At 69.7% G+C, this 20,654-nt stretch carries 18 protein-coding genes; 9 read left to right on the forward strand and 9 right to left on the reverse strand.

What is annotated here, in order from left to right:
* Positions 1-92 precede the first annotated feature (92 nt).
* A complete protein-coding gene (locus ACXJKF_RS02130; RefSeq protein WP_456786096.1) occupies positions 93-1,079 on the reverse strand; it encodes an aldo/keto reductase in 987 nt (328 codons plus the stop codon).
* 139 nt (positions 1,080-1,218) lie between these two features.
* Here ACXJKF_RS02130 and ACXJKF_RS02135 point away from each other — a divergent pair, with 139 nt between their 5' ends.
* The 3 genes from ACXJKF_RS02135 (at position 1,219) to ACXJKF_RS02145 (ending at position 3,431) form a co-directional block, all read left to right on the forward strand.
* Positions 1,219-2,106 carry a helix-turn-helix domain-containing protein gene (locus tag ACXJKF_RS02135; protein ID WP_456786097.1) on the forward strand — a complete coding sequence of 296 codons (888 nt, stop codon included), beginning with the start codon at positions 1,219-1,221 and terminating at the stop codon, positions 2,104-2,106.
* 108 nt (positions 2,107-2,214) lie between these two features.
* On the forward strand, positions 2,215-3,132 hold the full coding sequence (locus tag ACXJKF_RS02140) for a N5-glutamine methyltransferase family protein (RefSeq protein WP_456786098.1): 918 nt from the start codon (positions 2,215-2,217) through the stop codon (positions 3,130-3,132).
* Positions 3,072-3,431 (forward strand): aldo/keto reductase, encoded by a 360-nt coding sequence (locus ACXJKF_RS02145; protein WP_456786099.1) that lies wholly within the window; start codon positions 3,072-3,074, stop codon positions 3,429-3,431. The genes ACXJKF_RS02140 and ACXJKF_RS02145 overlap by 61 nt, the downstream gene beginning before the upstream one ends.
* A 200-nt stretch (positions 3,432-3,631) precedes the next feature.
* On the opposite strand, the gene ACXJKF_RS02150 is transcribed toward ACXJKF_RS02145, so the two are convergent.
* Complete coding sequence (locus tag ACXJKF_RS02150) at positions 3,632-4,609, reverse strand: HNH endonuclease (protein ID WP_456786100.1); 978 nt, start codon at positions 4,607-4,609, stop codon at positions 3,632-3,634.
* A gap of 283 nt (positions 4,610-4,892) precedes the next feature.
* On the opposite strand from ACXJKF_RS02150, the gene ACXJKF_RS02155 reads away from it, so the two are divergent.
* Both ACXJKF_RS02155 and ACXJKF_RS02160 read left to right on the forward strand, forming a co-directional pair.
* Complete coding sequence (locus ACXJKF_RS02155; RefSeq protein WP_456786101.1) at positions 4,893-5,441, forward strand: RNA polymerase sigma factor; 549 nt, start codon at positions 4,893-4,895, stop codon at positions 5,439-5,441.
* A complete protein-coding gene (locus tag ACXJKF_RS02160; RefSeq protein ID WP_456786102.1) occupies positions 5,434-6,909 on the forward strand; it encodes a hypothetical protein in 1,476 nt (491 codons plus the stop codon). Before ACXJKF_RS02155 ends, ACXJKF_RS02160 begins: the two co-directional genes overlap by 8 nt.
* A gap of 294 nt (positions 6,910-7,203) precedes the next feature.
* On the opposite strand, the gene ACXJKF_RS02165 is transcribed toward ACXJKF_RS02160, so the two are convergent.
* Positions 7,204-7,743, reverse strand: a complete 540-nt coding sequence (locus ACXJKF_RS02165) for a GNAT family N-acetyltransferase (protein WP_456786103.1) — start codon at positions 7,741-7,743, stop codon at positions 7,204-7,206.
* A gap of 164 nt (positions 7,744-7,907) precedes the next feature.
* Between ACXJKF_RS02165 and ACXJKF_RS02170 the strand changes: the two genes are divergently transcribed.
* Entirely contained in the window at positions 7,908-8,360 is a 453-nt protein-coding gene (locus ACXJKF_RS02170) for an NUDIX hydrolase (protein ID WP_456786104.1), read from the forward strand.
* Positions 8,361-8,509: 149 nt separating this feature from the next.
* On the opposite strand, the gene ACXJKF_RS02175 is transcribed toward ACXJKF_RS02170, so the two are convergent.
* Positions 8,510-12,379, reverse strand: a complete 3,870-nt coding sequence (locus ACXJKF_RS02175) for a replicative DNA helicase (protein ID WP_456786105.1) — start codon at positions 12,377-12,379, stop codon at positions 8,510-8,512.
* A 313-nt stretch (positions 12,380-12,692) separates the two neighbouring features.
* Here ACXJKF_RS02175 and ACXJKF_RS02180 point away from each other — a divergent pair, with 313 nt between their 5' ends.
* Positions 12,693-14,048 carry an MATE family efflux transporter gene (locus tag ACXJKF_RS02180; RefSeq protein WP_456786106.1) on the forward strand — a complete coding sequence of 452 codons (1,356 nt, stop codon included), beginning with the start codon at positions 12,693-12,695 and terminating at the stop codon, positions 14,046-14,048.
* Between the two features lie 184 nt (positions 14,049-14,232).
* Here ACXJKF_RS02180 and rplI read toward each other — a convergent pair whose 3' ends face one another.
* The 5 genes from rplI to ACXJKF_RS02205 all read right to left on the reverse strand — a co-directional run bounded on the left by rplI (position 14,233) and on the right by ACXJKF_RS02205 (position 18,513).
* Positions 14,233-14,682: a 50S ribosomal protein L9 gene (gene rplI / locus ACXJKF_RS02185; protein WP_055915966.1), complete on the reverse strand. Its 450-nt coding sequence runs from the start codon at positions 14,680-14,682 to the stop codon at positions 14,233-14,235.
* Between the two features lie 14 nt (positions 14,683-14,696).
* Entirely contained in the window at positions 14,697-14,933 is a 237-nt protein-coding gene (gene rpsR, locus ACXJKF_RS02190; protein WP_028051084.1) for a 30S ribosomal protein S18, read from the reverse strand.
* A gap of 77 nt (positions 14,934-15,010) precedes the next feature.
* A complete protein-coding gene (locus tag ACXJKF_RS02195) occupies positions 15,011-15,553 on the reverse strand; it encodes a single-stranded DNA-binding protein (protein WP_055915969.1) in 543 nt (180 codons plus the stop codon).
* A gap of 72 nt (positions 15,554-15,625) precedes the next feature.
* Positions 15,626-15,919, reverse strand: coding sequence for a 30S ribosomal protein S6 (rpsF, locus tag ACXJKF_RS02200; RefSeq protein ID WP_055915972.1), 294 nt, complete (start codon positions 15,917-15,919; stop codon positions 15,626-15,628).
* 209 nt (positions 15,920-16,128) lie between these two features.
* Entirely contained in the window at positions 16,129-18,513 is a 2,385-nt protein-coding gene (locus ACXJKF_RS02205) for a transglycosylase domain-containing protein (protein WP_456786107.1), read from the reverse strand.
* Positions 18,514-18,827: 314 nt separating this feature from the next.
* On the opposite strand from ACXJKF_RS02205, the gene ACXJKF_RS02210 reads away from it, so the two are divergent.
* Both ACXJKF_RS02210 and ACXJKF_RS02215 read left to right on the forward strand, forming a co-directional pair.
* Positions 18,828-19,478 carry a PadR family transcriptional regulator gene (locus ACXJKF_RS02210; protein ID WP_456786108.1) on the forward strand — a complete coding sequence of 217 codons (651 nt, stop codon included), beginning with the start codon at positions 18,828-18,830 and terminating at the stop codon, positions 19,476-19,478.
* Positions 19,475-20,566: an inositol-3-phosphate synthase gene (locus ACXJKF_RS02215; protein ID WP_456786109.1), complete on the forward strand. Its 1,092-nt coding sequence runs from the start codon at positions 19,475-19,477 to the stop codon at positions 20,564-20,566. Before ACXJKF_RS02210 ends, ACXJKF_RS02215 begins: the two co-directional genes overlap by 4 nt.
* The last annotated feature ends 88 nt before the right edge of the window (positions 20,567-20,654 follow it).

The following is a 20,654-nucleotide window of genomic DNA, read 5'->3' on the forward strand; positions in this document are numbered from 1 at the left end:
TCCAAAAAGGGTGCGCATCGGCAATCGGAACTTCGACGCCACGTTCGAGTCGGCGACCGAGGCCGACCAAGCCGCAATCGATGTGTTCGAGGTCAGCGGTCGATCGAGGCCATGTTCGCCTCGTCGTGCCGCTCACCGGCGGCGGGCTCGAGGTTGTCGAGGCGGTGCAGCTGTGCCGGGGTCAGCTCGATGGCGTCGGCGGCGGTGTTCTCTTCAACGCGGGACACGCGGCGGGTGCCGGGGATCGGGGCGATGTCCTCACCGCGGCTCAGCAGCCAGGCCAGCGCGGTCTGTGCGGGCGTGGCGCCGTTCTCTGCGCCGATGGCCCGCACCTCGTCGACGATCGCGAGGTTGCGCGCGAAGTTCTCGCCGGTGAAGCGGGGGTTGGTCTTGCGCCAGTCGTCGTCGGCGAAGTCGGCCACGGTGCGGATCTGCCCGGTGAGCAGGCCGTGGCCAAGCGGGGAGTAGGGCACGAACCCGATGCCGAGCTCACGCAGCAGCGGCAGGATCTCGTCCTCGACGTCCCGTGTCCACAGCGAGTACTCGGTCTGCAGAGCGGTGAGCGGGTGCACGGCGTGCGCGCGGCGGATGGTGTCCGCACCCGCCTCGGACAGGCCGATGTATCGGATCTTGCCCTCGGTGACGAGCTCGGCCAGCGCCCCGACGGTGTCTTCGATGGGCGTGGCCGGGTCGACGCGGTGCTGGTAGTACAGGTCGATGTGGTCGGTGCCCAGCCGGCGCAGGGAGCCCTCGACGGCGGCCCGCACGGTGGCAGGGCTGCTGTCGGTCACGCCGGGGACCGGCTCGCCGCCCGTGTGCTGGACGAGCCCGAACTTGGTCGCGATGACGACCTCGTCGCGGCGGMCCCGGACAGCCGTCCCGACGACCTCTTCGCTGTGGAACGGTCCGTAGATCTCGGCGGTGTCGATGTGGGTGACGCCCAGGTCCAGTGCGCGGTGGATCGTGCGGATCGACTCGGTGTCGTCCAGGGCCCCCTCGCTGGTGTACGTGCCGGCCATCGTCATGGCGCCCAGCCCGACGCGGGATACCTCGAGGTCTGCCAGGTGTGCGGTCTTCATGAAGGTGGCTCCAAGTCGTGAGGTTCAGGCCGAGCGGTACGAGCCATGCAACCCGCCACGAGAGAGGCGAAGAAGTCACTGCTGGAGGGTGTACCGACAGCCCACCCCAGTGCCCACCGGCCGGTCGTACGGTGGCGACGTGGACAACCGCGACGAGATCAAGGACTTCCTGCGCACCCGCCGCGCCCGGCTCACCCCCGCGGACGCCGGGCTGACTGCGTTCGCCAGCAACCGGCGCGTGCCCGGCCTCAAGCGCAGCGAGGTCGCCGACCTGGCCGGGGTCAGCGTCGAGTACTACGCCCAGCTCGAGCGCGGCAACCTGGCCGGCGTCTCCGACAGTGTCCTGGAATCTCTTGCCCGCGCCCTGCAGCTCGACGAGGCCGAACGCACCCACTTGGCCGACCTTGCCCGCACCGCCGGCCCGGCGGCCCGGTCACGCCGCAAGCCGGCGCCCGGTCAGATCCGACCCGGCGTGCAGCGCCTGCTCGACCTCATCGGCGACACCGTCCCGGTCATCGTGAACAACGGACGCCTCGACCTGGTCGCCGCCAACACCCTCGGCCGCGCCCTGTTCTCACCGGTGTACGCCACACCCCATCCGGCCGGCAGCCCTGCCAACCACGCCCGCTTCACGTTCCTGGACGACCGCGCCCGAGACTTCTGGATCGACTGGGACCGCGCCGCCGACGACTCCGTCTCTCAGCTGCGCACCGAAGCCGGCCGCGACCCCTACGACCGGGCCCTGACCGACCTCGTCGGCGAGCTCAGCACACAGAGCCCACCGTTCCGCACCCGCTGGGCTGCCCACGACGTCCGCCTGCACCGCACCGGACGCAAGCATGTCCGCCACCCCGTCGTCGGCGAGCTCCACCTCGACTTCGAGGTCCTCGACCTGCCCGCCGACCCTGGCCTGACTCTCATCACCTTCACCAGCCCGGCAGGCTCGCCCGACGAAGACGCCATCCGAATGCTGGCCAGCTGGGCAGCGACCACTACCGAGACCGCACCGAGCACGCGTCGTCCGTAGCCACGTTCAGAGCTTCCGTCTCACGGCGGTAGCCAGCACGCGGACCCGCTCCGCGCCGCGGATACCCTGCGCGAGGCAGCCCGGCGGGGCACAGGAAAGGCGTGACGAGTGCTGTTCAACGAGGTCGAGACTCCCGAGACCGTGACCACGGACGACCTGCGGCGGTACCGCGACTCCGTGGCGGACCTGCTCGCGGAAGCGGGAGTGCCAACGCCCAAGCAGGACGCCGAGGCACTGCTCGCCTACGCGCTCGGTGAGCCGTTCGTCGACTGGGACGATCTGCCGCCGACCGGCCCGGCCGTCGACGAAGAGCGTGCCGTCGACCTGCACGAGGAGCTGCCCGACCTCGTCGAGCGACGCCAGAACCGTGAGCCACTCCAGCGGATCATCGGAACCACTGTGTTCCGCCAGGTGACGCTCACCATGTCGGAGGACGACGACGTGTTCGTGCCGCGCCGGGAGTCTGAGGCCGTCGCACAACTCGCGATCGATGAAGCCACACGGATCGTCGCCGCGCGTCGGGAGCCGCTCGTCGTGGACCTGTGCTGCGGGTCGGGCGCCATCGGCGTGAGCGTCGACGTCGAGGTCCCTGGCTCGCGGGTCGTCGCGGTCGACGTGTCGCCGGAAGCCGTGCGGCTGACCAGGCACAACGCCGGCACGGTCGGCACGCTGACCCAGCGGACGCTCCTCGGCGACGTCAACGACCCGACCATGCTCGCCGAGCTCGACGGCACCGTCGACGTCGTCGTCGCGAACCCGCCGTACTTCACACCCGACACACTCCCCGACGACCCCGAGCTCCGCGACCACGAGCCCGACCTCGCGCTCTACGGCGGCGGCTCCGACGGGCTCGACGTCACGCGCGCCGTCGTCGCTGCCGCTGCACGACTGCTCCGGCCCGGCGGAGTGCTCGTCGTGCAGCACGCCGGGGACCACGGTGCCCCCGCCGTCGTCGCGGCCACCGAGTGCTTCGACGTCGTCGACGTGCCGGACTGCCCGAACGCGCTCGTCGCCCGGCGAATCTAGAGCCCGGCCTGAGCCGACCGACGAGCACCCTGGACGACGCGACACTCCAGGCGATCGCCACTCAGCACGGCAAGTCCCCGGCGCAGGTGATGGTCCGCTGGCACGTCCAGGAAGGCCGCTCCGCAATCCCGAAGTCGACCAAGGCCGCCCGCATCGCGGAAAACTCTGACGTCTTCGACTTCGAGCTGACGCTCGACCGGCTCGCAGCGATCGACGCCCTCGACACCGGCGTGCGCTGCGGCCCTCCCGTTGAGGCAATCACCCGCGAGGCCTACGCGTTCGAGATCCCCGAGGTCTGACCAGCGACCCGGTCGGGCGCCCCTGGGCTGCTCGATCGGGCCACACACCTACGTCGTCGTACTTGAAGTATCCGCGCCCGATCTTCGGGCTATCTGGGGCGGGCATCTCGACCACTGTCGAGATGCGGGACAGATTGACGAGTCCTCGCGAACGACTTTGATCGGTGGGGCCCGAAGTTCCACCGGCGTTCAAAGTACAACTACGGCGTGAACACGTACTCCCGGTGCCAGTCGATGAATGGGCGCCCGGGGTCCACGGCGCGCTGCGGGGCAGCGATTGACGCTCGTAGCACGCCGGGCTCGAACGCTCGCCGGACCGCCTCGTTGCGGACCATCGCGTTCTCGAGCCGGCGCGATCGCCGCACCACGAGGTGCTCATCGACCGTGATGAGGCCGACGTCGAAGGCTGAGTCGTGCGTCGGACAGGCGGCTAGCCCATTTGCCACGTCGAGGCGCTCGCGATGGTCGGAGCTGCGCCACGGCTTGATGTGTGAGGCGCGCAGCAGGCTGGGCCCGGCGTCGTTCAGCGCGAAGCCGCAGAACACACACTCGCGATCGCAGTTGGCGAGGACGCCGGTCGCAAACCGATGTTGGCCGACGCGCACGGACGCCCACATCAGCCGCTCGGTCGTCAGGTCCGGCAGGTCGGACTTGCGCAGCCATGAGGCCAGCTCACGCTCAAGCGCCGATTCCACGGCGCTCCCTACGAGCTCGTCTTGACCCAGGAGGTCGATCGCTCCACCGTGTTCGAGACCGAGGAAGTCGGGCAGTACGTCAGGTCCGACGCCTGCGGCCCGCGCCGCAACGAGCACGGTCCGGTAGGTCTCAGCCATACGCCACGGGTCCGAGCGCAGCGTCGCCCCCGCGACAAGGTCGTTCTTCGCGCCGTGCGAACGGGTCCCGTCCAGGTTGGCCATCTTCGCGAGAACGCTCGTCGGTGGGCGCTTGAACAGGCGGGCCAGTTGTTGCACCGGCTCTTGCGCACGGCCCGCGCTACCGCTGCCGAACCGCGAATGGTCGATGACGTACATGGCGGCGAGGCACAGCAACGTCTCGACCGGGACGAACGGGACTTGCCTCACGCCCGGCGGGAGCACTCGTCGCGCAGCGACATCGAGCCACTGCCGACGAGCATCATCGACCGTGAGGTCGACGTACGCGCTCTCCGAGTAGGCCACGCCGGCAGCATGCACCACCGCGACCACTAGCCGAAGACCACCGGCCGGCGGCTCGACACTTGGCTACTTGACACAGAGGTGGCCCGGACGGCCATCCCGCGTGGTTGGCCAAGCCGGCTACAGGCACACTCTGAGCAGCCCGGATGGGCAGAGAGGCCTCGCACCTCGACGCGGGCGTGCTGCTGCTCTCAGGGTCAGCACCGTGACCCGCCCGGAATCCGCGCCGCCTCACCCCAACCATTCCCGACGCCGATGCGTTCTACGGGTGCTGAGGGGAGGTCGGATGGTCCGACGATGGGAGCCGATGCTCGAGCAGGTGGCGCGTGAGCGCTATCCGGCGCTCGTCGCGCGGGCGATGTTGATGGTCCGGTCGCGGGCCGACGCCGAGGACCTGGTCCAGGAGGCGCTGGTGTCCACGTTCTCCGCCCAGGCGCGGTTCGACTCGATCGGGCAGGCAGAGCAGTACGTCCGCCGCGCGATCGTGTCCCGGTTCGTCGACCGCACCCGTCGCCGCGGCACCGAGCGCTCCGCGTGGACGTCCGCCGGCCACGCGGCAGCAACCGTGCAACCCGGCCCCGGTGAGCAAGCACTGTCCACCGAACTGGAGGTCGCACTCGCGGCGCTCAGCCCTCGGCAGCGCGCGTGCGTGGTGCTGCGTCATCTCGACGACCTCTCGGTGCGGGAGTCCGCGTCGCTGCTGGGACTGAGCGAGGGCGCCGTCAAGCGGTACGTCTCCGACGGCGTCGCCGCACTCAACAAGGCGTTGGGCACGATGACCACCGACAGCGACCCCGTCGTTCTCGTCCGGACCGAGGAGGTGCGTCGTGCGTGATCTGACCGAGCTGATGCAGGCGAATGTCGTCGCCCGCGAGCAGTCGATCGCCGGGATCCAGCCGAGCCCGGGCACGCTCGATGGCGCCGTCCGTCGCGTGCGTCGTTCCCGGGCCGTGCGGCATACCCTGCGTGCCGGAGGTGCTGTGGCCGTGGCCGGGGTCCTCGCAGGGGCGTCCTGGTTCGGACTGCGCGGGCACGAGGCCCCGGTCCCCGCGCTCACTCCGGCACCGACTGTCACCCCGACCACGACTCCGACGCCGATGCCGAGCGAGACGGCCGTGCCCGTGGTGCTCGACGAGATCCCTGGCCTGCCGCCGACCCAGGCAATGCCTTTCGGCCTGCTCGAACGGACGACACAGGGGTGGGTCCTGACGATCTACCGGTCGACGCCGTCGAGCCCGTCGCCCGATGACGACATCTACGAGACCGACCCGGTGGTCCACACCGTGGTGCTCGTCTCGCCGACGGGTGACCGCTACCGCGTCACCGATCTTCCGCTCGACACGAGGGTGCACCTCCTGTCGTGGGACGCGGGCGGCACGACCGCGCTCGTCTCGACCGTCAGCTCCGACGGCGAGACGGGGCGTGCAGTTCTCGACCTGCTGACCGGCGAGATCACGCCCGGCGAGCCGTTCGACCAGGCTGGATACGGGTCGTACGTCGGGCGAGCCGCGGACGGTGCGGAGCTCTGGGAGTCCTTCGACAGCGCCGCGCAGTCCGCTAGCTTGTTCCGGATCGTCGACGGTGGAGCGCCCGAGCGCATCGCGACGATGGGCTCGGGCGAGGACTACGGCCCTTCCGTGTTCGACGCGACGGGCCGGTGGTTGGCAGTCGGGGCCGACGGCGGGTATGCCGGGGGGAAGTCCTTCGTCGTCCTCGACGTGATCACGGGAGAGCGTGCCGAGTATGCCTACGGTGTGGACGGCAAGAGGTGCTCCCTCATCGGATGGGCCGGAAGGGACTCGCTGCTCGCGATCTGTGACGTCATGAGCGACGAGGGCGCGCTCACGGACGCGACGTTGTACCGCCTCGACGTGTCCGGCGGGTCGTTGGACGCCACGGCCGTTCTGGAGCTGGCCGACGGCGAGCCGGTGCCCGGGAGTTGGGGCGGTATGGCGGTGTCGGGTGACCGAGTCTTGCTCCCGATGGTCGACTCCGGGCCCGGGGACCCGTGCGACTCTGGAGGAGTCTCGATGTGGGACGGCCACAGCCTCACCACACTCAAGGAGCTGCGGCCCGGCCCGGACGATGACACGTGGCGTGTCGCGGTCGGCGACGTCGCCTACTCCGGGAACACGGAAGCGTGCGGGATGTCGCTGGCGGCGGAGGTGACCGCGCACGACCTGGCCACGGGTTCCTCCTTGGTGCTCGCGCCGGAGCCCGCACCTGCCGGCGAGGACCACTGGGCCCAGACGATCACCTCATGGCTGGTCGCCGGTTCTCGGCTCCCGGGCGTCGGCTGGTGACGGCCCGGCCGGCGGTACAGAGCTGGTGGCCGAGCAGGTCGTCGGGAGCACGGGTCGCGTCTTCCCGGACGACACCCCTCGACGGGTGAGATCACCCCGACGCCCTCGGACCCCGACGACATCGACCGCGCCCGCCAGTCGGTGAACGCCCGCCCGCCCGGCCGGTGGGGAGGTGTCCGCGGGGCACGTCGGTGAGCAGGGTCGCGCACGGCCGCGCCAGCCGCATCGGCGCAGGGCGTGCGTGACCTGCCCGGCAGGGCKGTCACCACAGCGCCCCGATCGCCCGGCGCTGTGCTATCTCAGGGGACGGACGTGGTGCAGCAGCCCGTCTCGGCCGGTGCCACCGGGCACGCAGCCGGCCTCCCGCGCGACGCGCAACGACGGCGTGTTCGCAGCGTCGATCCGTAGCACGACGGTGTCCGCGTCGGTAGCGATGGTCAGCCACTCGCACACCAGGTCGATGGCGCGCGCCGCAAATCCCCGCCCGCGCCACGCTGGGAACACCGCGTACGACAGGTTGACCGTGCCCGGGGCAAGGCCCGGCAGCGCGAGGTGAGCCTCGACCGTTCCCGCCAGCTCCCCGGAGGCCTGGTCACGTATTCCGAAGTGCCGGCGCGGGCCACCCGTCTGCCACTCCCGCTGGTTCTTGGCGATCCAGACCGCTTGCCTCACCGGCTCTGAGCGGTGCCCCTCGTTGAGCCAGCGGACCTGACCGTCGTCCTCTCCGTCGAGCATCGCGGCCGAGTCGGACGGCTCCAGGCACCGCAGCGTGACGACACCGTCGCAGAGCTCGACGAGCGGGAACGGGCCGTCGGCAGCTTCAGCGGTCGTCACGTGCGCCATGCTCGCCGACGGCGCCTCTCCGACACATCCCTATATCTGGTGTCGGCAAACTGGCCATGAAGAGTCCCGTGGCGGCGCGCTCACGCTCAGCCCCCGGCGAGAACGAATCCACCGGCTGACCAAGATGGCGCGCTGCCGCACGCTACTTTCCGTACGTGCCAAGCGTCCGAGCTATCGCCCTCGCAGTGATCCGTCGCCCCGAAACCCGGCAGCTCTTCGTCGATGAGGTCGTCGAACCCAGAACGGGACGGACATTCCACCGGCCGGCCGGCGGGGGCATCGAGTTCGGCGAGCGCGCCTCGCGGACCCTCGAGCGCGAGTTTCTCGAGGAGTACGGGCTCGCGATCACGGTTGGTCGCCACCTCGGTGCACTCGAGAACCTCTTCACCTACGCCGGTCAACCGGGTCACGAGATCGTTCTCGTGTTCGACGCCCAGCTTGTCCACCCGGCGGACTACGAACGGGACCGCATAGCCTGCCTCGACCAGCCCAACGTCACCGGCGTCTGGCGATCACCCGCTGAACCTGCAATCCCGCTCTACCCCGACGCCCTCGCCGGCCTACTGGGAGCGGAGATCGCCACCGACTTCCTGGGAGACACGTGCTAGTCGTCTCCTCGTTGTCACCTCGGTTGGTGCCTGGTGGGCCCCAACTGCCTCGCCGGTGTTCAGCCGGCAGCGCGAAGGTGGTTGGTGCTACCTACGAAACGTATCTGCACGATTGCGAAAACTAGGCTGCACGTCGACAACATGAAGCGTCAGGCCTGCATGTCGACGAATCGCGAGTAGTGCCCCTGGAATGCCACGACGAGCGTGTCCGTCGGCCCGTTTCGGTGCTTGGCGACGATGACGTCGGCCTCGCCCGCTCGGGGCGACTCCTTCTCGTAGGCGTCCTCGCGGTGCAGCAGGATCACGATGTCGGCGTCCTGCTCGATGCTGTTGTGCACGGCGATGCCGTTCGCGACGAAGTTGTGGGTGCCGAGCACGGTGGCGTCGTAGACGGGCTGCTCACCGAGCGGCTCGATGGAAACGACCTCGTCCCATAGCAGGTCGTTGACCGCCATGATCTCCAGCTGTTCGTCGCCGAGGATCTCGGCGATGCGGCCGAGGCGCTGACGGGACGGCGAGTGCTTCCACATCGTCGAGCCGCAGAACTGCGTTCCCGACGCGGCGGCGAAGTCACGGTGCGTCATGCCCTGCTCGACGAGGAGGTCGCGGACGTCGTCCCACACGCGGCGCGGGACGGTGTCGACGTTGGTGTTGGCGGTCGTCGAACGCACGATCTCCAACAGCCGGTCGGCCTGCACACCGCGAGCGCCGTGGACGCCGATCTCCTGCAGGAAGCGTCGCTGGTCGTCCGCACCGGAGATGTCGAGGCTGTAGCCATCTCGGTAGCCCGCCTTGCGCGTCGTCCGGATCCGAGTCGAGATCCCGAACCGGAGCAGCAGTCGCGAGAGCCCGTCCACGAGCCGACGGGACATTGACGCGTAGTACACGCGACCGCCACGTCCGTCTGCGCGGACCGTCACCGAGCMGTCGGTGGCCCAGATGTGTCTCAGGAACAGGGCGATCTGTTCCTTCGGCAGGCTGAACACGGACTCGGGCACGAACTTCTCGTGGCTGCGCGCACCGAACAGACCGAAGTCGTCGAGCCACTCGGCGATCGGGTTCCGCTTGCCGCGGGCGAGGCGGTACGGAGCCGGGAGTCGTAGCGTCGTCACCCGGGCCGCGGCGTACTCGTCGCGCAATGGGGTGATCMCGAAAGCGGTGGCGGCGGTGGCGACGGCCGAGAGATTGGCCTCGTCGACGGACGCGTAGCGAATCGGCTGCCGGCGCACGAACGACCCGTCGCCGAGGAGGTGGGCGAGCATGACGACCTTGCGGTCCTCCCACYTGACCTGACGCTCCGGGCCTGGCACGTGCCGAGCCACCCCCAGGCGCGACCCGACCTCGAGCTCGTCGAGCGGCGTCCATCCCTCGTAGGTGAGGAACGGGTGGTTCGCCGTCGCGGTGACTTCCTTGCCGGACGCCAGGCGCAGGCGAAAGACCGGCTTGGTGCCAGTCGGGAACACGTGCGTCAGGTGCCGGCGGACGTACTGCAGCCGCTCGTCGAGCGCCCAGACCGGAACGTCCTTGGTGCCGAGGGCATACAGCTCACCGAGGGTGGTCTCCGCACCGGTGTCGGCGCGCAGGATGCGGGTGTCCTCCGTGAGACAACCCGACTCACGAAGGTCGCTCATCTGCGGTCGCTTGTCGGTGCGCTGCTCGGCGCCACGGTTCAGCTGCGAGATGGCGATGACCGGCACCTCGAGCTCCTTTGCCAGCAGCTTGAGCGCTCGGGAGAACTCGGAGACCTCCTGCTGACGGGACTCGACGCGCTTGCCGGAGGACATCAGCTGTAGGTAGTCGATGACCACGAGCTTGAGGTCGTGCTTCTGCTTGAGCCGTCGGCACTTGGCGCGGATCTCCATCAGCGACATGTTGGGCGAGTCGTCGATGAAGAGCGGCGCCTCGGAGATCTTTCCCATCGTGGCGGCGATCTTGGCCCAGTCGTCCTCGCCCATCTGGCCGTTGCGCAGCTTCTGCAGGTGCACGCGCGCCTCGGCCGAGAGCAGACGCATGGTGATCTCGTTGCGGCTCATCTCGAGCGAGAACACGACGGAGGTCATGTTGTGCTTGATCGAGGCGGACCGGGCGATGTCGATGCCCATGGTCGAGTTGTGCGTCGGGATCATCGAGCGCCCGGCGAGGTACAGGTGCGTCGCGTGCTCGATCTCCACGCAGCGGACGGGCACGCTCTCGATCGGCTCGACCGAGACGATGAACCGCTGCGTCAGACGAGCGGTCGGCGGTCGGCGACGCTCCTTGTGCACGAGCCGCTTGCGCTCGAGGGCGAACACCTCGTCGTCGGTCGTGAAGGTCAGCGTGTAGGCGACGGACGAGGCCTCGGTCCGGCCGGCCACTCGCTTGGTCGACCACCCGGTCCGGTACCCGAGGGAGTGCACCAGCTCGCGGACGTCCTCAGCCAGGCGGCGGCTCGTGAGGGCGATCTGCGGCGAGCCGGTCGGGTTGACGGTGCCGTCCGTGTCGAGGAGGCCCGCCAGCAGATCTCGCCGCTGCTGCTCGCTCGCGCGCAGGTAGGACGACGGGATGTGCTTGTTGCCCAGGACGCCGAGCGTACGGAGCCGACCGTGGACCGTCCCGTTGGCGTCGTGGCACGGCTGGCACCGCAGGAGCCCTGTCGTCTCGACGCCGCAGTCGGGGCACGTCGGCACGGGGACCGGGCCCGTGAGCGTCTTCACCTTGCCGCCGCACGAGCGCCCGCAGGTGCGGACGTGCGACCGCTTCGGCACGAACGCCGTGCCACAGACCTCGCAGCAGCGCTCGGCGACCACGTCGACCGGAAGCTGGAGGGAGTACAGCCGAGCGGGACCGGCACCCGACGCGGAGGCTCGTGCGACGAGGCCACGACCCTCGATCAGCATCGCGATCTCGGGGTCGGCGCTGGTGAATCGCGCCGACGCCGAGTGACCGTCGCCGAGCCATACCCCGAGCGCATACGGGTCGATCGGGAGATCCGCCTCGGGCAGACGCAGGGCCGCGGCAGTAGCGACCGAGTGGTTCGCGCGAGCGTCGGCGGTCGCGCAGCGGACGCTGGCGTGAATCTCCTCGGTCGTGCGGATCGCCGAGAGGCCTGCGTTCCGGCGGCGTTCGGCGCGGGTGCTCGTCGCCCACTGGTGGAGGGCGTCGGCGACGATCTCGCTGCCGTCGTCGAAGGTCACGCGGTACGTCGGACGCCCGACGAGGACGTCCGTGGCGGCGACGACACGGGTCGGCGTCCCGTCGGCAGCCAGCAACAGGTCGCCGACCTGGACCTCGCCCATGGTGGTCCAGCCGGACGGGGTGGGCAGCGGCGTGTCGAGGGCGAGGGCCTTGCCGATGGCGGGCCGGGCGGCGAGCACGATCATCTGGCCCGGGTGGAGGCCGTTCGTCAGCCGGTCCAGGTCCGAGAACCCCGTCGGCACGCCGATCATGCCCTCGCCGCGGTGGCCGGCGGCCTCGATCTCGTCGACCGCCCCGCCGATGATGTCGCCGAGGATCAGGTAGTCCTCCGACGACCGCCGCTCGGTGACGGCGTAGACCTCGGCCTGCGCGTTGTTCACGATCTCGTCGACGTCGCCACCGTCGGTGCCGTAGCCGAGCTGGACGATGCGGGTGCCGGCCTCGACGAGCTTGCGCAGCACGGACCGCTCGCGCACGATCCGTGCGTAGTAGCCGGCGTTCGCGGCGGTGGGGACGGACGAGATGAGGGTGTGGAGGTAGGGGGCGCCACCGATGCGCTGGATCTCGCCGCGCTTGGTCAGCTCGTCCGCGACCGTGATCGCGTCGGCCGGCTCGCCGCGGCCGTAGAGGTCGATGATCGCGTCGTACACGACCTCGTGCGCCGGGCGGTAGAAGTCGGTGCCGCGGATCTGCTCGACGACGTCGGCGATCGCGTCCTTGGAGATCATCATGCCGCCGAGCACGCTGCGCTCGGCGTCGAGGTCCTGCGGGGGGGTCCGGTCGTAGCCGCCGCCACCGCGGTTGGTCCCGGACGGCGCGCCGTACTCGAGGTCCTCGATCGTCACATGATCCCCATCGTCGTCATCCGAACACATGTTCCATGGGGGGTCTGACATCCGCGCCCAGACGAGTTCCCAGGCGCAGCATCGGGTCCTCGCACTCGCGACGTTAGGTGCTGCGAGCCCGTCGTCCAAACGCCCCTGCGCGCCCCTGTGGGCAACGTGCAGACTTCTGTGGAGCGACCCCTCACCTACTGTGAGCGAGGCTGTGGATCACGTCCGATTCTGTCCACAGTCCGTGGACAGGGGTGTGGACAGAGGGGTGAAGTTCGCCTCAGATCCGCGTGTCACCCGCAGGAACGCTGTGCACCTGCTGTGGATGCGAGAAAGGTTGGCCGCGATTTCATCTGTCGGACATCGACCGCCCGGCATCGACCGCCAGATACTCGCCCTCGCCGTCCCGGCACTGGGCGCTCTGGTGGCCGAGCCGCTCTTCGTGCTCGTCGACTCCGCCGTCGTCGGCCACCTCGGCACCGCCCCGCTGGCCGGTCTGGCGCTCGCCTCGACGGTGCTGATGACCGTCATCGGGCTGTGCGTCTTCCTCGCCTACGCCACGACCGCGGCCGTCGCCCGACGCCTCGGCTCGGGCGACCGCGCGGGCGCGCTCCAGGTCGGCGTCGACGGGATGTGGCTGGCCCTGGGCCTCGGCATCGTCCTGGCGGCCGTCACGTGGCTGAGCGCTCCGTGGCTGATCGAGGCACTCGGGGCTTCCGACGAGGTCGCCCAGCAGGCCGTGACCTATCTGCGCTGGTCGGCGCCGGGCCTGCCCGGAATGCTCCTGGTCCTCGCCTCCACGGGCGCCCTGCGCGGGCTGCTGGACACCCGCACACCCCTGGTCGTCGCTGCGACCGGTGCCGTCGTCAACGCCGTGCTCAACGTCGTGCTCGTCTACGGGGTCGGGATGGGCATCGCCGGCTCCGGGCTCGGCACCGCCCTCACGCAGCTGGCGATGGCCGCCGCGCTCACCGTCGTCGTCGTCCGTGGCGCGCGCGGCTCGGGTGCGCAGCTCCGACCGGCGGCCGGGGGCATCTGGGCCAACGCGCGCGCCGGGACGCCCCTGTTCGTCCGCACGCTGTCCCTGCGGCTCGCCATCCTGCTGACCGTGTGGGTGGCCACCGGTCTGGGGGCCGTGGAGCTCGCCGGGCACCAGGTCGTCGCCGCCGTGTGGGGGCTCGCCGCGTTCGCGCTCGACGCCCTGGCCATCGCCGCCCAGGCCCTGGTCGGCCACGSSCTSGGYGCCGCCGACGTSCCCCGCGTCCGCGCGGTCCTGCGACGGACCCTCCAGTGGGGGGTCGGCGCCGGTGCCGCGCTCGGCCTCGTCGTCGGCGGACTGTCGTGGGTGTACGTGCCGCTCTTCACGACGGCCGACGACGTCCGGGCAGCCGCGATCGCCGCCCTCGTCGTCGCCGCCGTGACGATGCCGATGGCCGGCTGGGTGTTCGTCCTCGACGGCGTCCTCATCGGCGCCGGCGACGGCCGCTTCCTCGCCTGGGCCGGCATGGCCACCCTGGTGGTCTACGTGCCGTTCGCGCTGGCCGTCCGCGAGGCCGCACCGCCGGGCGCTGCGGGCCTGGCGTGGCTGTGGGCGGCGTTCGCGGGCGTCTTCATGCTGGCCCGCGCGGTCACCACCGGCTGGCGCGCCCGCGGCACGGCGTGGATGGTCACGGGCGTCTGACGAGACGGGACGTCCGAGCAAGTGAGCGTCGGAGCAGCCACTTCCTCGGACGCAACAGGTCCGAGACACAGGACGTCCGCACATGTGGTCGTCGGGGCGGCCAGATGCTCGGACGTTGTGGTGCTGAACGCAGGAGCGCCCCGCTCCCACAGGGGGAACGGGGCGCTGCTGGGTGCTGCTCAGCTCAGGCTGCGACGACCTTGACGGTCACCGTCGCGGACACGCCTGCGTGCAGACGGACCGACACCTGGTACTCGCCGAGGGCCTTGATCGGCTGACCGATCTCGACCTTCCGCTTGTCGATCTGCGGTGCGCCGGACTTCTTGACCGCGTCGGCGATCTCGGCAGTCGTGACGGCACCGAACAGACGGCCCGACTCGCCGGCCTTGGCCGACACGACGACCGGCTTGCTCTGCAGCGAGTCGCGGATCGCCTTGGCGTCGTCGAGCGTCGCGATCTCGCGGGCCTTGCGGGCCTTGCGGATCGCGGTGACGTCCTTCTCGGCGCCCTTGGTCCAGGGCGTCGCCAGGTTGCGCGGGACGAGGAAGTTCCGGGCGTACCCGTCCTTCACCTCGACCACGTCGCCGGGCTCACCGAGACCGGTGACCTCGTGGGTCAGGATGATCTTCGCCATGATGGTCCCCTTTCTCAGCGTGCGGACGACGAGTACGGCAGGAGTGCCATCTCGCGCGCGTTCTTGACGGCACGCGCGATCGCGCGCTGCTCCTGGACGGACACACCGGTCACCCGGCGAGCGCGGATCTTCCCGCGGTCGGAGATGAACTTGCGCAGCAGCGCAGTGTCCTTGTAGTCGACGACGTCGATCTTCGCCGCCTTGAGCGGGTTCTGCTTCTTCTTCGGCTTGCGGACCACGGCCTTGGCCATCGTGGTGCTCCTTGTCTGCTGGAGCCCTGGGCGTTGCCGTGCCCAGGGATGGGAGATGTCTGAGTGTCAGGCGCCGATCAGAACGGGGGCTCGTCGGAGTAGCCGGCACCGCCAGCACCACCTGCGGGCGTCGCCCACGGGTCGTCCTGCTGGTTGCCGCCACCGCCGCCGGAGCCACCGAATCCGCCGCCACCGCCACCGTTGTTGAAGCCGCCGCCGCCCCCGCCGCCGAAGCCACCGCCGCCGCCACCCGAACGCTGGGTCCGGGTGACCTTGGCCGTGGCGTAGCGCAGGGACGGGCCGACCTCGTCGACCTGGAGCTCGTACACGGTGCGCTTCTCGCCCTCACGGGTCTCATACGAGCGCTGCACGAGCCGGCCGGTCACGATGACGCGGGTGCCCTTGGTGAGCGACTCGGCGACCGACTCGGCCGCCTCCCGCCAGATCGAGCAGCGGAGGAACAGCGTGTCGCCGTCCTTCCACTCGTTGCTCTGGCGGTCGAACGTACGGGGGGTGGACGCGACGGTGAAGTTCGCGACAGCGGCCCCCGAAGGGGTGAAGCGCAGCTCGGGATCCCCGGTCAGGTTCCCGATCACCGTGATGACGGTCTCACCGCTCATGCCCAGCTCCTCGTTCGTTCGATCAGTCGGAAGTTGTGGAGCCGCACGTTACGGGCGGCCACCCACATGAGATCAGGCGTCGGCGCGCAGGACCTTGGTCCGCAGGACGACCTCGTTGAGGCCGAGCTGGCGGTCGAGCTCCTTGGCGGTCGCGGGCGTCGCGTGGAAGTCGATGACGGCGTAGATGCCCTCGGACTTCTTCTGGATGTCGTAGGCAAGCCGACGACGGCCCCAGATGTCGACCTTGTCGACAGTGCCACCGTCGGTCTTGATGACCGTCAGGTACTTGTCGAGCGACGGAGCGACGGTGCGCTCTTCGATCTCGGGGTCAAGGATGATCATGAGTTCGTACTGACGCAGGCTCATACCCACCTCCTCTGGTCTTCGCGGCCACGGTCGATCCGTGGCAGGAGGGTGTGTGCGTCGCTGGCCTCGACGATCCGTCCATGACGACGAGCCGACGAGGGCACAGCAATCTCCTAGGCTACCCGGCCCGGAGCCACCGMCGAAATCGGCTGTGGACGGGCGCGGACCTGGAAGCTCTCGGCGGGGGACGGTTGGCCCCCCGCCGTGGATCAGGGGGTCGGTTCCGGTGTCGGTGGCGGTTCCGGTGCGGCCGTCGGCACGGGCTCCTGCGTCGCGACGGGCTTCGGTCCGCTCGAGATGACGAGCGTCACGGACCCACCGGATGCGAGGAGCGTCCCGCCCTTCGGGTCCACCCGGATGACGCGCCCGGACGTGACCGTGTCGGACGGTTCCACGACCACGTTCACGACGAGCCCCGCGTTGACCACCGCCGCGGTCGCGTCGCCCTCGAGCTTGCCCTCGAGACCCGACGGCACGGCGATCTCCGTCGGCGCCTCGACCGTCGGCTCCTCGGTCGGCGCGACGGTCTCCGTCGGCACGGTCGCGGAGGGTGACGGCTTCTTGCCGACGTCGGCGCGGGCGGGGAACTGCAGCACGTCGGCGTACTGCGGCTGCGCGAACACCGCGGACATGTACGACTGCCACAGGAACGCCGGCCACGTGCCACCGGTCACCTGCTTCGGCCTGCCGAAGGGCTGGATGGTCTCCAGGGACCTGTCGTCCTCGCCGATCTGGCTCAACGACACCTCGGTGACGATGTTGGGCGTGAAGCCCACGAACCAGGCGGACTTGTTGTCGTTCGACGTGCCGGTCTTGCCGGCGATCGGCCGGCCGAGCGGCTTGATCCAGTCCTTGCCGGACCCCTTCTCGACGACCTGGGTCATCGCGTAGGTGGCGTCGGCGATCACGTCCTGGGGGAACACCCGTTCCGTCGGGTCCTTGTGCTCGTAGGCCACGTCACCGTTGTCGTAGGCGACGGAGCGGACGATGTACGGGTCGACCCGGATCCCGCCGGAGGCGATCGTCGCGTAGGCGCCGGCGACGTCGAGCGGCCTGACCGCGTCGGTCCCGAGCACGTTGGCCCGGTTGGTGTCCACGGGCGTCGTGATCCCCGCGGCCATGGCGGCGTCCGCGGTGAGCTCCGGGCCGATCTGCAGGTTGAGCTGCGCGTACACGGTGTTCACCGACTGTGCGGTGGCGTCGACGAGGTCGATGGTGCCGAACTGCCCGCCGCCGAAGTTGGGCACCTTCCAGTCACCGAAGGTCTGCGGGGAGTGGCCGTCGAACCTCGTGGTGAGCGGGACGCCCTGCTCGAGGGCGGCGATCAGGGTGAACGGCTTGAACGTCGACCCTGCCTGGATCTTGTCGAACGTCGCCGTGTTCCTCTGATCGTCGAGGAAGTTCGCGCCGCCGTACATCGCGAGGATCGCACCGTCCTTCGGGTCGACCGACGTGAGGGACACGCGGGTGCGCTCGAACGGGATGGCGCCGTCCTGCTCCGGGAGCGAGCCGGCGCGGAACGCCGCGACGTGCTCCTGGGCAGCGACCTGCAGCGGCTGCTGGATCGTCGTGACCACCTTGAGGCCGCGGCGGTTGATGTCGTCGTCCGAGAATGCGAGCGGCTCGCCGTTGAGCTCGTTGCGCACCTTCTCGAGCAGGTAGCCGACGGGGCCGCCCATCGAGTCGGGCCGCTGGTACTCGACCGTGGGCGGGAAGACCATGGGCGCCCGCTCGGCGGCGGTGAGCCAGCCCTCCTCCTCCATGGAGTCGAGCACGATGTTCCAGCGCGCCTCGGCCTTGTCGGGGGACTTGGCGGGGTCCCAGTTGTTGGGCGACGGGATGATGCCGGCCAGCAGGGCGGCCTGCTCGCGGGTCAGCGCCGCGGCGTCGACCCCGAAGTACGCCTGCGCGGCGGCCTGGATGCCGTACGAGTCACGACCGAAGTAGATCGTGTTCAGGTACCGCTCCATGATCTTGGACTTCGACTCCACCCGGGCGATCTTGATCGCCAGCAGCGTCTCCTTGAACTTGCCGACGTAGTCCGTCGTCGTCTTGTCGACGTAGAACCGCTCGACGTACTGCTGCGTCAGGGTCGACCCGCCCTGCGTCGGGCCACCCCGCAGGTTGTTGATCAGAGCGCGGCCCATGCCGGTGATCGAGACGCCGCTGTTGTTGGTGAAGAACGTCTTGTCCTCGGCCGCGGCGACGGACTGGCCCACGTACTCGGGGAGGGTGGCGTAGTCGACGATCGTGCGCTTCTGCGCCGCGAACGTGCCCATCACCGGACCCGGGGACCCGTCGGGGTTGTTGGCGTAGTACACGGTCGTCGTCTGCGACTTGGTGTCGTCGGCCTGGTCGGGGACCGTCGTGCTCGCGTACGCCGCCACGACCGCGCCGGCACCGAGGAACCCGACCGCGAGGATCGTGCCGACGGAGAACCGCCACGACGGCAGCCAGCGGTGCAGGCCCTCGTAGCCGGACCGCGGGTAGTCGAAGAAGCGTCGCTTGGGGGCGCTGCTGCGCGACGAGGTTGCCGTGCCGCGGGGCGCTGCGCGCTTGCCCCGGGCGGGAGCCCTCCGATTCGTGCCTGCCAACGCTCTGCCTTCCGTCCGACGACCAGGTCCGGCCGTCCCGCCCCGCCGGTCCTCGGACCGATTTCGGGCAGGCGTCAGCCGCGGAAGCCAGTATGGGGGACCTCGCTGAGCGCGCGAGGCGAGCCCAGGCCTGGATCCGACGAGCCTTCACACGATCGGCACGGCGTCCGCGAACCGCCGACGCACCCGCGCCCCGACGTCCACACGTGGTGTGGCCCAGGTCACCGACTTGCTTGCTTCGTCGTATTCGACATACTCTCCGGATGTATCGAGTTGATACATCGAGAACCCCAACATCCTGAGGAGGTGCCCCCGTGCGCGGTCGTTCCGACGTGCTCGAGCCGGCCATCCTCGGACTGCTCCACGAGTCCCCGATGCACGGTTACGAGCTGCGCAAGCGCCTCAACCTCGTGCTCGGCTCGTTCCGTGCGCTCTCGTACGGCTCGCTCTACCCGTGCCTGAAGTCGCTGGTGGAGCGCAACTGGATCCAGGGCACGGAGTCCGTCGTGACGCCGCACACCGTGGCGTCCAAGCGGGCACGCATCGTCTACCAGCTGACCGCCGACGGCAAGGAGCACCTCCAGGAGGTGCTCGCGTCGTCCGGACCGGCCACCTGGGAGGACGAGAACTTCGACGTCCGGTTCGCCTTCTTCGGGCAGACCGACGCCGAGACCAGGCTTCGGATCCTCGAGGGTCGGCGCACGCGCCTGACCGAACGCCTCGAGACGGTCCGCCTGTCCTTCGCCCGCACCCGCGAGCGCATGGACGAGTACACCCTCGAGCTCCAGCGGCACGGCCTCGAACAGGTCGAGCGTGAGGTCCGCTGGCTCGACGGACTGATCGACAACGAGCGCGGCCTTCGTCGCACCCGTCCTGCAGGCACCGGTCGTCCGACCGCTGCTGACACACCCGCGGAGGACGACACCGTCGCCCCCGCGCGAACCACCGAGAAGGAGCGAGGATGACCTCCATCCGCGTCGCCATCGTCGGCGTCGGCAACTGCGCCGCGTCGCTCGTCCAGGGCGTGCACTACTACGCCGACGCCGACCCGAGCAGCACCGTGCCCGGCCTGATGCACGTGCAGTTCGGCGACTACCACGTCCGCGACATCGAGTTCGTCGCCGCGTTCGACGTCGACGCGAAGAAGGTCGGCTTCGACCTGTCCGAGGCCATCGGTGCCTCGGAGAACAACACCATCAAGATCGCCGACGTCCCCCCGCTCGGTGTGACCGTGCAGCGCGGCGTGACCAACGACGGTCTCGGCAAGTACTACCGCGAGACGATCACCGAGTCCGACGCCGAGCCGGTCGACATCGTCGCCACCCTGCGCGAGACCCAGGCCGACGTCCTCATCTGCTACCTGCCCGTCGGCTCCGAGATCGCCGCGAAGTACTACGCGCAGTGCGCCATCGACGCCGGTGTCGCGTTCGTCAACGCCCTCCCCGTCTTCATCGCGTCCGACCCGGTCTGGGCCGCGAAGTTCGAGGCCGCCGGCGTCCCGATCGTCGGCGACGACATCAAGTCGCAGGTCGGCGCCACCATCACGCACCGCGTCCTCGCGAAGCTCTTCGAGGACCGCGGCGTCGTGCTGGACCGCACGTACCAGCTGAACGTCGGCGGCAACATGGACTTCAAGAACATGCTCGAGCGTGAGCGCCTGGAGTCCAAGAAGCTCTCCAAGACGCAGGCCGTGACCTCCAACCTGACCGGCCCCCTGGGCGGCAAGAAGGAGGACCGCAACGTCCACATCGGCCCGTCGGACTACGTCGCCTGGCTCGACGACCGCAAGTGGGCCTACGTCCGCCTCGAGGGTCGCGCGTTCGGTGAGGTTCCCTTGAACCTCGAGTACAAGCTCGAGGTCTGGGACTCGCCCAACTCGGCCGGCATCATCATCGACGCCCTGCGCGCCGCGAAGATCGCCAAGGACCGCGGCATCGGCGGCCCGATCCTGTCGGCGTCGACGTACTTCATGAAGTCCCCGCCCGTCCAGATGGAGGACACCCTCGGCCGCGCCGAGCTGGAGTCGTTCATCCGCGGCGAGAACGAGCGCTGATCCTGCAGTGCAGCGGAGGGTGGGGGCGCGCCAGCGCACCCGCCCGCAGCGGAACGGAAGGTCAGCGCGACCACAAGAACGAGCGCTG

Source organism: Cellulomonas sp. P5_C5 (genome assembly GCF_054049655.1).

Excerpts from the sequence above, each read along its gene's own strand:
- ACXJKF_RS02155 (WP_456786101.1), top strand. The coding sequence starts at position 4,893 with ATGGTCCGACGATGGGAGCCGATGCTCGAGCAGGTGGCGCGTGAGCGC.
- rplI (WP_055915966.1), bottom strand. The coding sequence starts at position 14,682 with ATGGCGAAGATCATCCTGACCCACGAGGTCACCGGTCTCGGTGAGCCC.
- rpsR (WP_028051084.1), bottom strand. The coding sequence starts at position 14,933 with ATGGCCAAGGCCGTGGTCCGCAAGCCGAAGAAGAAGCAGAACCCGCTC.
- ACXJKF_RS02195 (WP_055915969.1), bottom strand. The coding sequence starts at position 15,553 with ATGAGCGGTGAGACCGTCATCACGGTGATCGGGAACCTGACCGGGGAT.
- rpsF (WP_055915972.1), bottom strand. The coding sequence starts at position 15,919 with ATGAGCCTGCGTCAGTACGAACTCATGATCATCCTTGACCCCGAGATC.
- ACXJKF_RS02215 (WP_456786109.1), top strand. The coding sequence starts at position 19,475 with ATGACCTCCATCCGCGTCGCCATCGTCGGCGTCGGCAACTGCGCCGCG.